The 12,545-nt window shown below is 62.9% G+C and carries 12 protein-coding genes; 6 read left to right on the top strand and 6 right to left on the bottom strand.

Annotated features, from left to right (window positions below; translation table 11 throughout):
* Window positions 1-164: 164 nt before the first annotated feature.
* Window positions 165-626: a hypothetical protein gene (locus tag QQJ96_RS14115; protein WP_284332655.1), complete on the bottom strand. Its 462-nt coding sequence runs from the start codon at window positions 624-626 to the stop codon at window positions 165-167.
* 265 nt (window positions 627-891) lie between these two features.
* Between QQJ96_RS14115 and QQJ96_RS14120 the strand changes: the two genes are divergently transcribed.
* Window positions 892-1,308: a universal stress protein gene (locus QQJ96_RS14120; protein WP_284332656.1), complete on the top strand. Its 417-nt coding sequence runs from the start codon at window positions 892-894 to the stop codon at window positions 1,306-1,308.
* Window positions 1,309-1,454: 146 nt separating this feature from the next.
* Window positions 1,455-2,276 (top strand): ferritin-like domain-containing protein, encoded by an 822-nt coding sequence (locus QQJ96_RS14125; protein WP_284332657.1) that lies wholly within the window; start codon window positions 1,455-1,457, stop codon window positions 2,274-2,276.
* A gap of 64 nt (window positions 2,277-2,340) precedes the next feature.
* Here the strand turns inward: QQJ96_RS14125 and QQJ96_RS14130 are convergent, their stop codons facing one another.
* The 3 genes from QQJ96_RS14130 to QQJ96_RS14140 form a co-directional block, all read right to left on the bottom strand.
* Window positions 2,341-2,613 carry a hypothetical protein gene (locus tag QQJ96_RS14130; protein WP_284332658.1) on the bottom strand — a complete coding sequence of 91 codons (273 nt, stop codon included), beginning with the start codon at window positions 2,611-2,613 and terminating at the stop codon, window positions 2,341-2,343.
* The gene (locus tag QQJ96_RS14135; protein ID WP_284332659.1) at window positions 2,613-3,089 is read right to left on the bottom strand and encodes a DUF6491 family protein; all 477 of its coding nucleotides are present in this window, start codon (window positions 3,087-3,089) and stop codon (window positions 2,613-2,615) included. Before QQJ96_RS14135 ends, QQJ96_RS14130 begins: the two co-directional genes overlap by 1 nt.
* Window positions 3,090-3,160: 71 nt before the next feature.
* Complete coding sequence (locus QQJ96_RS14140; RefSeq protein WP_284332660.1) at window positions 3,161-3,898, bottom strand: hypothetical protein; 738 nt, start codon at window positions 3,896-3,898, stop codon at window positions 3,161-3,163.
* A gap of 143 nt (window positions 3,899-4,041) precedes the next feature.
* Here QQJ96_RS14140 and QQJ96_RS14145 point away from each other — a divergent pair, with 143 nt between their 5' ends.
* Both QQJ96_RS14145 and QQJ96_RS14150 read left to right on the top strand, forming a co-directional pair.
* The gene (locus tag QQJ96_RS14145; protein WP_284332661.1) at window positions 4,042-5,286 is read left to right on the top strand and encodes an MFS transporter; all 1,245 of its coding nucleotides are present in this window, start codon (window positions 4,042-4,044) and stop codon (window positions 5,284-5,286) included.
* A 124-nt stretch (window positions 5,287-5,410) separates the two neighbouring features.
* Window positions 5,411-5,725, top strand: coding sequence for a hypothetical protein (locus QQJ96_RS14150; protein WP_284332662.1), 315 nt, complete (start codon window positions 5,411-5,413; stop codon window positions 5,723-5,725).
* A gap of 129 nt (window positions 5,726-5,854) precedes the next feature.
* Here QQJ96_RS14150 and aceE read toward each other — a convergent pair whose 3' ends face one another.
* Both aceE and QQJ96_RS14160 read right to left on the bottom strand, forming a co-directional pair.
* On the bottom strand, window positions 5,855-8,548 hold the full coding sequence (gene aceE, locus QQJ96_RS14155; protein ID WP_284332663.1) for a pyruvate dehydrogenase (acetyl-transferring), homodimeric type: 2,694 nt from the start codon (window positions 8,546-8,548) through the stop codon (window positions 5,855-5,857).
* Between the two features lie 280 nt (window positions 8,549-8,828).
* Window positions 8,829-11,117: an NADP-dependent malic enzyme gene (locus QQJ96_RS14160; protein WP_284332664.1), complete on the bottom strand. Its 2,289-nt coding sequence runs from the start codon at window positions 11,115-11,117 to the stop codon at window positions 8,829-8,831.
* A gap of 214 nt (window positions 11,118-11,331) precedes the next feature.
* On the opposite strand from QQJ96_RS14160, the gene QQJ96_RS14165 reads away from it, so the two are divergent.
* Together QQJ96_RS14165 and QQJ96_RS14170 are read left to right on the top strand one after the other, a co-directional pair.
* Window positions 11,332-11,826, top strand: a complete 495-nt coding sequence (locus QQJ96_RS14165) for a DUF2165 family protein (RefSeq protein ID WP_284332665.1) — start codon at window positions 11,332-11,334, stop codon at window positions 11,824-11,826.
* 131 nt (window positions 11,827-11,957) lie between these two features.
* Window positions 11,958-12,515 carry a nucleoside deaminase gene (locus tag QQJ96_RS14170; RefSeq protein WP_284332666.1) on the top strand — a complete coding sequence of 186 codons (558 nt, stop codon included), beginning with the start codon at window positions 11,958-11,960 and terminating at the stop codon, window positions 12,513-12,515.
* The last annotated feature ends 30 nt before the right edge of the window (window positions 12,516-12,545 follow it).

A 12,545-nucleotide genomic window follows, 5' to 3' on the forward strand; every position in this document is an offset into this window, starting at 1 on the left:
CGTCTGGCTGCGCCCCAGCGTCTAGACAGACAGCCAGTCTGCCTTCGCCACTGGGGCGCAGCCAGACGCGCATACAGTGCGGTGACGGGTACGTAGGAATAGACCAGAGGCTCCCAAGCGAAAGGCGCCTTGCGGCGCCTTTCGTGGGCAAAGCCGTTTAACTCCTAGCGATGGATCGGTTCGATATCGAACTTGTCCACGGCCAAGCCGAGGTTGATGCCCTCGCCGGTACCCGACAGTGCGATGGAGGTAGTGCCCTTGCTCAGCACCTGGGCCGTACCACTACGCACCACGCCAGCGGAAGCGCCGGCCTGCGCATAACTGCCGTAAACATCCTTGATGCCGTAGACATTGCTGATGTCGCCACGGCCGCTGACATGGAACTTGCCCGCCGTCAGTCCGCCGCCGTGCATGCTGATGCTGACCGGGGCGCTTTGGCCGTTGTCGCAGGTGATGTCGCCGCGTCCCTCGGCATGCTGGTAGATCGCCGACCAGCCGGACAGGCTATAGGTCAGATGGCATTTCACCGGCGCTTTGCCCGCCTGGGCCGAGGTGGCGGAAAACCCCGCCAGGGCTCCTGCACAAACCAGCATGGCGGCAGTCAATCCAAAGGTACGCTTACTCATAAAGCCTCCTTCGACGCTGGCATGGATCAGCCATGCCGTGACATGAGTGTGGAATCGAAAAACTGAACAGATCGCCAAGCGGGGCCGGCCGCGTTCAGTCTCGGCAAGCTCTCGTGAGGCGGGTGTGCAGGGGCCGTGGCCGTTGTTTTGGCGGGCTTTTGGGCTTCATGTCGGGACGTGGGATGGTTCTGGGCTTCCCTTGATGCTTAACTAACAAGACGCCGCGCACACTGGCGCTGGGCGCTTTTTTTGACACGGAGCGGACATGCCCAGGTATTCGCTGGTCGGCTATGACAGTTCGGAAAGCTCGCAACGCGCTTACCGTTTCGCGATGGACGTGGCGCGCGCCTGCAAGGGCAGGGTTCGAGTGGTATCGGTGCTGCAGGTCACCCAGGGTGGTGCCGATGCCTGCGCCCTGGTGATGACCGACTCGGCCAGCGAACGGACCCGGGAAACCCTGCAGGAATTGCGTGCGCTCGATCCGGATACCGATCAATTGGTGGACCTTGAAATCACCCACGGCAGCCCGGGCGACGTGCTGCTCCACCAGGTCAGGCAGCACCCCATCGACCACATCGTGATCGGGCACACCGCACGCGGCGCCCTCGGCCGCTGGCTGCTGGGCTCGGTATCGGAGGATGTGCTGGCCGGCGCCCACGTACCTGTCACGGTGGTGCGCTAGGCGAGGGCTTGGCAGTCCCATAAGCCCCCTCCCTGTCCTTGCGATGGCCGCAAGGCTGGCATTAATCCCTTCCAGCGTTCACCATTTACCCTGTTGTCCCTGTTCTGTCACAGAGCAGAAGGCCTTTTTTGCACAGGAACCCGTACGTGGACTACAGCACCGTCCTGCCATGGACTCTGGAAAGCCTGGATTTTGCCGAGATTGACATGGCGCGCGTGCGCCACAATGAAAACCTGTTCCTGTTGCTGTGCAGCGCGTCCTTCGTGGAAAGCGGCTCGGACTTGTATACCAGCAACCTGATCGAGCATTTCGAAGGCGACCTGGAACTGCAGGGCTGGTTGCGCGACCACTGGGAACATGAGGAGCTGCAGCACGGCCGTGCCCTTGCCAGCTACGTGCGCCACGTGTGGCCGGAGTTCGACTGGGACGCCGGTTTCCAGGCGTTCTGGAAAGACTATGGCGCGCTGTGCACCAACGAGCAGCTGGAAACCTCCCGCGGCCTGGAACTGGCCGCCCGTTGCGTGGTGGAAACCGGCACCGCCAGCTTGTACCGGGCCTTGAACGACATCGTCGACGAACCCGTGCTCAAGCAGCTCACCAACCACATCAAGAGCGACGAAGTGCGTCATTTCAAGCATTTCTATCAGCATTTCCAGCGTTATCGCGAACGGGAAAAGCTGGGGCGCTACAAGGTATTCCGCGCCGTCCTGCGCCGCGTCAACGAAATCCGCAACGAGGACAGCGACATCGCCCTGCGCCACGTCTTCAACCAGTGCTACCCGCAATACAAGAACGACCAGGCGCAGTTCCAGAAAGTGGCCGGCCCGGCGCAGGCGCTACTGCGGCGGCATATTCCCGCGGAAATGACGGTAAAGATGCTGCTCAAGCCACTGGACCTGCCGCCGCGCCTGCAACAGGCGCTGGAAAAGCCGCTCGCGCGGATCAGTGAGCGGCTTTTCTTGCAGTAGGCTGGGATGCCAATCCCAGCATCGTGATGCTGCATGCATGGCAGTGCTGGGATTGCATCCCAGCCTACATGGCACTCGATTCCAGTTCCTGCTCTTGCTGCTCGCCACGCGTTTGCGGCTCAGGCCAGTGATACCAGTCGCGGTGCAGGGAAAATTTTCGGCACGCAAGACAGGCCGTGATCTCCCAGCGATAGCTGCAGCCCGGGCAAACACCGCCGGTCCAGAACGTGTTCCACTGCGTACCGCAGCCGCCCATGCGTGGCGAGCAAAGCCAGCGGCTGCTTCCCAGCGGACGCCAGGCGCACAAGGGACAGTAGATTTCCGGCTCGGCCGCCATTATCTGCTGCTGCCGCTGGACGCGGGCGCATTGGCGCTGTTGTCGCGTGGCACGCTGTCGATGTGACGCTGGCCCTGTTTCTCCAGCTTGAGCTGCGTCAGGTCGATCGGGCGAATCTGCTTGATCACGCAGGGGATATACGGACGGCCGGTCAGCACCTTGTCGAAGCCGGTCTGCACTTCATGGGCAAAACTGGTCAGACCGATGAAATTGGTGAAGGTGAGATTGTTGCAAGGCCACACGTCAAGCAGATAGGCCTTGCTGGGTAAGGTGTAGATCACCAGCTGCGTATCGCTCAGCGGCTCCCATGAGTAGATCTGCATCCCCATGATCAAGCGGAAGCTGCGCACCGGCGCACCGGCGGCAGCGTCATAGGCCTGCTGGCGCTGCTGCAGGCGCTGCGCATACGGCGCCGATTCGCACGCCACCAACAGCACCCCCAGCAGCAAGAGAACCAGAATGCGCAGCTTTGACATGACGCCTGCCCCCTTGACCCTTGATCCGAATAGCCGACATAACGCGCGAACCCATGACGGGTGCACGAAGCTTACTTCTTGCCGCTCACCGGCTGCCATTTTGACGAATCGAAGCCGCCTACCTCGAACACCAGCTCCTGCTGGTCGCCGTCCCGTGTGGTCACGTCCATGGTGATGCGCTTGGTCTTTTCCATCGCGGTAATGAAGGGCTTGTCATCGCGAATGAAAATAGCCGGCTCACTGCCGGTCGTCGGCAGGAAGGCGCGTAAGGGGTGTGGCTTGCCGTCAAACTGGGCGGTGATCGTGCAATTGCCCTTGCAGGCAAAGCCATGGCCGGTGCCGAACAGGAACACGCTCTGGCCCCATTGGGTATGACGGCGCAACACCAGCCGCACAGCGCGGTCGCCACTGGGCCGCGTGCTGTAGATGCTGGCGGTGGATTGCGTGCCGCCTTCCATCGGGCCAACCTGGTAGCTCCACAGCGCGGTCAAGCGACGCTTTTCTTCCGACTCTTTGGCCCGCTGCTCCACCTCGGGCAAGCTCTGCTGGACCTGCTTGGCCGCCTCGGAGGTCGGAAATTGCTTGACGATCGTCTCACCGACCTGCGCAGCCAGCTCGTCGTTCTTCCCTTGCAGCGCTTGCTGGTAAGTCTCAAGTTCCCGGTTCGCCTCCTGCGCCATCTGCTGCGCCTGGGCCTTGGCGGCATCCTGCGGCGACGGGGAGTTCTGATCCTGCGAACAGGCGGCGAGCAGCAACAAGCCGCAGGCAGCGGTCGCGGCCAGGGCGAAGCGGAAAGGCGTACGGGTCATCGGCGGCGATCCCAGCGAGAGAGGTCTCTAGCTTGAGACGAGCCACCCGCCGGATGCAACCAAGGGCTGCCCTGATCCATCGACCACGCTTTGCGCGATAGCACTGGCCTCCGATAATGCTTGGCTCCAGCCAGGGACCCCGCATGTCATCCACTTCCGCGCCGAGTTCGGCCGATTCGCTGCTCAACCACCGCGCCTACCTCGCCTTCTGGTGCGCCCGTACCGCTTCCAGTTTCGGCTTCCAGATGCTCTCCGTGGCGGTGGGCTGGCAAATCTACGCGATGACCGGCCGCGCTTTCGATCTGGGGCTGATCGGCCTGGTGCAATTCTTTCCGTCGGTCTTGCTGGCGCTGCCGGCCGGGCATCTGGCCGATCAGTTCGACCGGCGGCGCATCGTGCTGCTCGGGCAGATCGTGGAGTGGCTGGCGATCGTGCTGCTGGCGGCGCTGACCTTGCTACATGCGATCAACGAGGCGGGCATCCTGCTGCTGATCTTTGCGATCAGCACTGCCAAGGCGTTCGAGTCGCCGTCGATGCAGTCCATGGTACCCGCGCTGGTGCCGGCCGCCCTGCTGCCGCGCGCGATGGCGGTGAACGGTTCGGCCATGCAGGCCGCGATGATCATGGGGCCGGCATTGGGTGGTCTGCTGTATGTCGCCGGCCCAGGCGTCGTATATGCAGTGGCTGCGGCCTTGTATCTGGTCTCCACCGTGATGGTTTCGCGGCTGCGCTACGAGCAGGCACCACCGAAGCGCGAACCGGCTACGCTCAAGACCTTGTTCGCCGGCGTGCATTTCATCCGCGAGCGCAAGGATGTGCTGGGCGTGATTTCGCTGGACCTGTTTGCCGTATTGCTGGGTGGCGCGACCGCTCTGCTGCCGATATTTGCCAAGGACATTCTGCATACCGGGCCATGGGGCTTGGGCCTGCTGCGCGCGGCACCTGCGATTGGCGCCTTGCTGATGTCGTTCTGGTTGGCGCGGCACAATATGGAACGTAACGTAGGCAAGATCATGTTCGCCTCGGTAGCCGGCTTTGGCGTGGCGACGCTGGTGTTTGCCTTGTCCCAGGTGCTGTGGCTGTCGCTGCTGGCCTTGTTTGTCTCCGGTGCCTTCGACATGGTCAGCATGGTGATCCGCGGCTCGCTGGTGCAATTGGATACGCCCGATGCCATGCGGGGGCGCGTCAGCGCGGTGAACGCGATCTTCATCAACACTTCCAACCAGCTCGGCGAGTTCGAATCGGGCATGCTGGCGGCCTGGCTTGGCGCGGTCGGCTCGGCCGTGGTCGGTGGCATCGGTACGCTGGCCGTGGTCGGGCTATGGATGCTGTTGTTCCCTACCCTGCGGCGCAGGCAGCGGCTGCACATGGAACCGGGTTCGGCCTGAATCCGATGCGTCCGCGCGGGTGACGCAGACCCATGCCCAAATGTCGACTTTTGGTTAACGCCCCGCTCACGTAGCCGCTGGCAAGTTCACAATCCCCCGAAACACCGACATAAGGAACAGCGCCATGAGCAGGCAAGCCGACATCGAACGCCGACTCGACCACCTTGGCAACCGTGTGCGCGAGTATGCAGACGGTGCCGCCGATACCGCCGACGACTGGCTGTCCCGCGGTCGCCGCGCAGTAAGCAGGCTCGGCAGTGGCAATACCCGCAAGCGCATTGCGCGCCGGGCCGAGGATTTCGCGGACGAAGCCAACTACCAGTACCGCCGCTTGCGCCGCCATGCCGGCCGGCACCCGGTAGCCACAGCGGCGATCGTCGCCGGCACCGTGGGCGCGCTGTTCCTGCTTTATCGCGCGCTGCGCCGCGAAGAGGATTGAACGGTCTTCGTGATGTCGTCATTCCCGCGCAAGCGGGAAACCATTTTATGGGATACACCAGATCAAAATGGGTTCCCGCTTGCGCGGGAATGACGGTCAAAGCCCGCCTTGCGGCGGGCTTTTCATTGCTTATGCCATCAGCGGATTGGGCTTGTCCGGATCGAGCTTGTACTCGCGGATCGCGCGCGATACATCCTTGGCGTTGACCTTGCCGTCCTTCGCCAGCGCGGCGAGTGCGGCATGCGCAATCCAGTAGCGGTCCACTTCGAAGAAACTACGCAGGTGTTCGCGCGTATCCGAACGGCCGAAGCCGTCGGTGCCGAGCGCGGTGTAGTGCATGCCATCGGGCATGAAGGCGCGGATCTGATCGGCAAATTCGCGCACATAGTCGGTGGCGGCAATCGCCGGTCCCTGGCGGCCCTGCAACAGGCTGGTGATGTACGGCACGCGCTGCTGGGCTTCCGGATGCAAGCGGTTCCAGCGTTCGGCGTCAAAACCGTCACGACGCAGCTCGATGAAGCTGGGCACGGACCAGATGTCGGCGCTGACGCCGAAATCCTTCTCCAGCAGCTCCGCCGCGGCGATCACTTCGCGCAGGATGGTGCCCGAGCCGAGCAACTGCACGCGCGGCTCGCCCTTCTTCGGCTTGCCGGCATCCTTGAACAGGTACATGCCCTTGACGATGCCTTCCTCGGCGCCTTGCGGCAGGTCGGGATGGGCATAGTTCTCGTTCATCACGGTGATGTAGTAGTACACATCCTCCTGGTCCTCCAGCATGCGGCGGGTGCCGTCCTGCAGGATCACCGCCACTTCGTAGGAGAAGGTCGGGTCGTAGGCACGCACATTCGGGATCGCGCCAGCCATCAGATGCGAATGGCCATCCTCGTGCTGCAGGCCTTCACCGTTAAGCGTGGTGCGGCCAGCGGTACCGCCGATCAGGAAGCCGCGCGAACGCATGTCGCCGGCCGCCCAGGCCAGGTCTCCGATGCGCTGGAAGCCGAACATCGAGTAGTAGATGAAGAACGGCAGCATCGGCTGGTTGCTGATGCTGTAGCTGGTCGCCGCCGCCACCCATGCGGCCATGCCGCCGGCTTCGGAGATGCCTTCCTGCAGCACCTGGCCCTTCTGGTCTTCGCGGTAATACAACAACTGGTCGGCGTCCTGCGGACGATATTTCTGGCCGAACGGTGCGTAGATGCCGATCTGGCGGAACATGCCTTCCATGCCGAAGGTGCGTGCTTCATCGGCCACGATCGGCACCACGCGCGGACCAATGGCCTTGTCGCGCAGCAACAGGTTCATGCCGCGCACCAGCGCCATGGTGGTGGAGATTTCGCGGTCGCCGGTGCCCTTGGTGATCTGTTCGAAGGCGGCCAGCTCCGGCGCCTTGAGTTTCACGTCGGTGTGGCGGCGGCGCTGCGGCAGCGAACCGCCGAGGGCCTTGCGGCGCTCCAGCATGTACTGAACTTCCGGCGAATCCTTGCCGGGGTGGTAGTACGGCACATCCTTGAGCTTTTCATCCGACACCGGAATGTTGAAGCGGTCGCGGAAGTGGCGCACGGCCTCGTCGTCCAGCTTCTTCTGCTGGTGCGTGGGGTTCTGCGATTCGCCGGCCGCACCCATGCCATAGCCCTTCACCGTCTTGGCGAGGATCACAGTGGGCATGCCCTTGGTGTTCACCGCCGAGTGATAGGCCGCGTACACCTTGTGCGGATCGTGGCCGCCACGGTTGAGGCGCCAGATGTCGTCGTCGCTGAGGTTGGCGACCATCTCGCGCGTCTGCGGATACTTGCCGAAGAAGTTCTCGCGCGTGTATGCGCCGCCGAACGCCTTGCAAGCCTGGTATTCGCCGTCGACGGTTTCCATCATCAGCTTGCGCAGCACGCCGTCCTTGTCGCGGGCCAGGAGCGGATCCCAGTAGCTGCCCCAGACCACCTTGATGGCGTTCCAGCCGGCGCCGCGGAACACGCCTTCCAGCTCCTGGATGATCTTGCCGTTGCCGCGCACCGGACCGTCCAAGCGCTGCAGGTTGCAGTTGATCACGAAGATCAGGTTGTCCAGGCCTTCGCGGCCGGCCAGCGAGATCGCGCCGAGCGACTCGGGTTCATCACACTCACCATCTCCCATGAAGCACCAGATCTTGCGGTCGGTCTTCGGCATCAGGCCGCGGTGTTCCAGATACTTCCAGAACTGCGCCTGGTAGATCGCCTGGATCGGACCGAGGCCCATCGACACCGTCGGCACCTGCCAGTAGTCGGGCATCAGCCACGGGTGCGGATACGAGGAAAGACCGCGTCCGGCACCAAGCACTTCCATGCGGAACAGGTCGAGCTGTTCCTCGGCAATGCGGCCTTCGAGGAAGGAACGCGCATAGACGCCGGGGCTGGAATGGCCCTGGTGGAACACCAGGTCGCCGGGATGCTCGGCGCTGGGCGCGCGCCAGAAGTGGTTGAAGCCTACGTCATAAAGCGTGGCGGACGACGCGAAGCTGGCGATGTGGCCGCCCAGCTCGCCCGGCTTGCGGTTGGCGCGCACCACCATCGCCATCGCGTTCCAGCGAATCAGGGTGCGGATGCGCCATTCCATCGCGGCATCGCCGGACATCTTGGCTTCCAGATGCGGCGGAATGGTGTTGACGTATTCGGTGGTGGGATCGAACGGCAGATAGCCGCCCGAACGGCGCGTGGAATCGACCAGCCGCTCCAGCAGGAAATGCGCGCGCTCGGTCCCTTCGCGGTCGATGACGGCGCTAAGCGATTCGACCCATTCCTGGGTTTCGGTGGGGTCGAGATCCTGGTGGAGAATGTCGTCGAGCTGATCCATGAAACGTCTCCGCGGCGCAGTGCGCCGCCATTGCGGTGGGTGCGCGTCGCCGGGGCAGCGACGAAGCCGAGGCAGGCATCGGTCCGTCGGCTGACGCCGGCACGGGACTTAAGAGGGACCGCGTGGCGTGTTCGCCGCAAGACGAGCTAACCGCCCGATTCTAGCCTCGGCGCAACGATCTCGCCAATTGTCGGACCATACATACGTATGCGCAGGGTTTGCTGCAATGCACAATAGCCCCTCTCCGGAAGGGGAGAGGGCCACGGTACGACCGAAATCATCAGCTCCGCTCGCCTTGTGAGGCGCGGATCTGCGCGTCCACTACCGCAATCGCGGTCATGTTCACCACGCGGCGCACGGTGGAGGTAGGCGTGAGGATGTGCGCCGGCTTGTCCACCCCCATCAGGATCGGGCCGACCGCGACGCCGTCGGTCATCACGCGCACCATGTTGTAGGCGATGTTGGCGGCATCGAGATTGGGCATCACGAACAGATTGGCACGTCCGTTCAACGTCGTATTGGGGAAGATGCGGCGACGGATTTCCTCGTCCCACGCGGTATCGCCCTGCATTTCGCCATCCATTTCCAGTTGCGGTGCGCGCGTGCGCAGGATCTTCCATACCTCGCGCATCTTCGCCGCGCTGGCGTTCTCGTGGCTGCCGTAGTTGGAGTGCGACAACAGCGCCACCTTCGGCTCTACGCCAAACAGCTTCAGGCGGTGGCTGGCCTGCAGCGTGGCCTCGGCGATCTGCTCGGCCGAAGGGTCGCACTGCACGTGGGTATCGAGAAAGAACCAGGTGCCCTTGTCGTTGATCACCCCGGTCATCGCCGAGGTGCACTGCACGCCGGGATCGAGCCCGAATACGCTGCGGATGTAGCCGAGCTTCTTGTGATAGCGCCCGACCAGGCCACAGATCAGCGCATCGGCTTCGCCACGCTTCACCATCATCGAGGCGATCAGCGTGGGGCGCGAGCGCATCAGGTTTTTCGCGGCGGCAGGCGTGACGCCACGGCGCTCGGTGAGCGCGTGGTATTGCTGCCAGTAATCGTTGAAGCGCGGATCGTCGTTGATATTGGTGAGTTCGAAATCCACGCCGGCGCGCATGCGCAGGCCCAGGCGCTCGATACGCGTCTCGATCACGTCCGGGCGGCCGATCAGGATCGGGCGTGCCAGCTTGTCGTCGATCACCGTCTGCACCGCGCGCAGCACGGTTTCTTCCTCGCCCTCGGCATACACCACGCGCTTGCGATCCGCGCGCGCGCGTTCGTACACCGGCTTCATGATCAGGCCAGTGCGGTAGATGAACTGGCTGAGCTTCTCGATGTAGTCTTCCATGTCCTCGATCGGGCGCGTCGCCACGCCCGAATCCATCGCCGCTTGCGCTACCGCCGGCGCCAACATCACCACCAGGCGCGGGTCGAACGGGCGCGGGATCAGGTATTCGGGTCCGAAGGTGGGTGCCTCGCCGCCATAGGCGCCAGCCAGGTCGCCGGCCTCCATCTGTGCCAGCGCGGCAATCGCGTGCACGCAGGCAAGCTTCATCGCTTCATTGATACCGGTGGCGCCAACGTCCAACGCGCCACGGAAGATGTAAGGGAAGCACACCGCATTGTTGACCTGGTTCGGATAGTCCGAACGGCCCGTGGCGATGATGCAATCCGGACGCACGCTCTTGGCATCCTCCGGCAGGATCTCCGGATTCGGATTGGCCAAGGCCAGGATGATCGGCTGCCTGGCCATGCTCGCGACCATTTCCGGCTTGAGGATGCCGCCGGCGGAAAGGCCCAGGAAGATATCCGCGCCTGCCACGATCTCGGCCAGCGTACGCGCCTTGGTATCGCGCGCATAACGCAGCTTGTCCGGGTCCATGTGGTCGCGGCCGGTGTAAAGCACGCCCTCGCGGTCGAACGCCAGGATGTGCTCCGGCTTGACGCCCAACGCCACCAGCATGTCCAGGCAGGCGATGCCCGCGGCGCCCACGCCGGTAGTGGCGACCTTTACGTCTTGGATGTTCTTGCCGACGATCTTCAGCGCATTCATCACCGCGGCGCCCACGATGATGGCGGTGCCGTGCTGGTCGTCGTGGAAAACCGGGATCTTCATCCGTTCGCGCAGCTTGCGCTCGACGATGAAGCACTCCGGCGCCTTGATGTCTTCCAGGTTGATGCCGCCGAAGGTGGGTTCCATCGCGGCAATGATGTCCACCAGCTTGTCCGGGTCGCGCTCGTTGAGCTCGATGTCGAACACGTCGATGCCGGCGAACTTCTGGAACAGCACGCCCTTGCCCTCCATCACCGGCTTGCCGGCGAGCGGGCCGATGTCGCCCAGCCCCAGCACGGCCGTGCCGTTGGTGATCACCGCCACCAGGTTGGAGCGCGCGGTGTACAGGCTGGCATTACGCGGATCCTCGACGATCGCCTCGCAGGCATAGGCCACGCCCGGTGAATAGGCGAGCGACAGATCGCGCTGCGTCACCAAGGGGGTGGTCGGCGTGACTTTGATCTTGCCGGGGCGCGGCAGGCGGTGATATTCGAGGGCGGCTTGGCGAAAATCGTCGGAATGGGCCATCGGATGGTTGCAACAGAAAGGAATGGGAGAAGGGGCTGCCTCGCGGCATGCCGCAGATGGTAGCACCCGCCAGCAGACAGCAACGGACTGCGGGAATAATCAAAAAGTAGTATTAAGCACACCATTTACGTACACGTTATGCCGCCAGATGCTTGGTGCAGCGCGACACAAAACCTCGGATACTCGCTGCCATGTCCCTAGCGCGACAGAACCCGTGACCACTCGCCTCGCCAAGATCCTGCTGCCGCTCACACTGGCTGCATTCGCCTTCATCGTTACGTTCGACAACATCGTCGACTACGGCTCCAATTTCCTGTTTGTGCAGCACGTGCTGTCGATGGACACCACCTTCCCCGGCAACTCACTGATGGGACGCGCCATCACCAATCCCATGACATGGCAGGCAGGCTACGGGCTGATCATCGCCGGCGAAGGCGCCACTTGCCTGCTGCTACTCGGCGGAACTGTCTCACTGTGGCGAACCCGCCGCCAACCCGGAGCAAGTTTCAACCGCGCAAAAAGGCTGGTCACGGCCGGATGCGTGCTGGGCTTCCTGGTGTGGTTCTTCGGCTTCATGGTGGTCGGCGGGGAATGGTTTGCCATGTGGCAATCGAAGACCTGGAACGGGCAGGAGGGCGCCTTCCGCTTCTACATGGCGATCCTGGGCGTGCTGATCTTCGTCAGCCAGCCCGATGCCGATCTGGCCTGATCCGCCCCCGCTCCAAACAAGCGTCTTAGGTAGAGGCACAAACCATAACGCACTTTTCGACTCAACACCGGAGGACTGAAACCATGAATTATTCAAGGCGTCATTTCTTATCCGGCTTATGCATAGCAAGCATGAGCGCCCCACTGGCGGCAACAAATCGCGGCTACCTTGCTACAACGTCATCGTCGAACCAAGCCCTCCCCGATACCGAACGCTCTCTGCATGAACGCTGCATGCAACTGGCCGTCGAGCAGGCCATGAAGAATCCGACCCATCCCTTCGGAGCGGTCATCGTGGAGCATCCATCCGGCAAAGTGCTGGCCCAAGCCGTCAACAACACGGTCAACAATCCCATGTTCCACGGCGAGGTCGCCTGCATCAACGACTATGTCGCCAAGCATGGCAATCAAGGCTGGAATCAGACCACGCTGTACACGACCGCCGAGCCATGTCCGATGTGCATGAGCGCAATCATCCTGGCACGCATACCCCGTGTGATCTGGGGTAGTTCGATCCAGACGGTGCTGGCTTCGGGAATCGCCCAGTCCACCCTTTCAGCCAGGGAAGTGGCCGCCGCGGCATCATCCCTCTATCGCCCGGAGCTGCTGCTTGATAGCGTGCTGGCCCACCGTACTGACCAGTTGTTCGCGAACCGGCTGGCCAAGCAGCCTCCGGGAAAGTCGACCTAACCCTATAACCCCGCACCCGATGCTGGGATT

It is taken from the genome of Dyella flagellata (genome assembly GCF_030160275.1).
In the GTDB taxonomy this organism is placed as follows: domain Bacteria; phylum Pseudomonadota; class Gammaproteobacteria; order Xanthomonadales; family Rhodanobacteraceae; genus Dyella_B; species Dyella_B flagellata.

What these genes read in the sequence shown, in the direction of transcription:
- QQJ96_RS14115 (WP_284332655.1), bottom strand. Translation starts at nt 626, where the DNA reads ATGAGTAAGCGTACCTTTGGATTGACTGCCGCCATGCTGGTTTGTGCA.
- QQJ96_RS14120 (WP_284332656.1), top strand. Translation starts at nt 892, where the DNA reads ATGCCCAGGTATTCGCTGGTCGGCTATGACAGTTCGGAAAGCTCGCAA.
- QQJ96_RS14130 (WP_284332658.1), bottom strand. Translation starts at nt 2,613, where the DNA reads ATGGCGGCCGAGCCGGAAATCTACTGTCCCTTGTGCGCCTGGCGTCCG.
- QQJ96_RS14135 (WP_284332659.1), bottom strand. Translation starts at nt 3,089, where the DNA reads ATGTCAAAGCTGCGCATTCTGGTTCTCTTGCTGCTGGGGGTGCTGTTG.
- QQJ96_RS14140 (WP_284332660.1), bottom strand. Translation starts at nt 3,898, where the DNA reads ATGACCCGTACGCCTTTCCGCTTCGCCCTGGCCGCGACCGCTGCCTGC.
- QQJ96_RS14145 (WP_284332661.1), top strand. Translation starts at nt 4,042, where the DNA reads ATGTCATCCACTTCCGCGCCGAGTTCGGCCGATTCGCTGCTCAACCAC.
- QQJ96_RS14150 (WP_284332662.1), top strand. Translation starts at nt 5,411, where the DNA reads ATGAGCAGGCAAGCCGACATCGAACGCCGACTCGACCACCTTGGCAAC.
- aceE (WP_284332663.1), bottom strand. Translation starts at nt 8,548, where the DNA reads ATGGATCAGCTCGACGACATTCTCCACCAGGATCTCGACCCCACCGAA.
- QQJ96_RS14160 (WP_284332664.1), bottom strand. Translation starts at nt 11,117, where the DNA reads ATGGCCCATTCCGACGATTTTCGCCAAGCCGCCCTCGAATATCACCGC.
- QQJ96_RS14170 (WP_284332666.1), top strand. Translation starts at nt 11,958, where the DNA reads ATGAGCGCCCCACTGGCGGCAACAAATCGCGGCTACCTTGCTACAACG.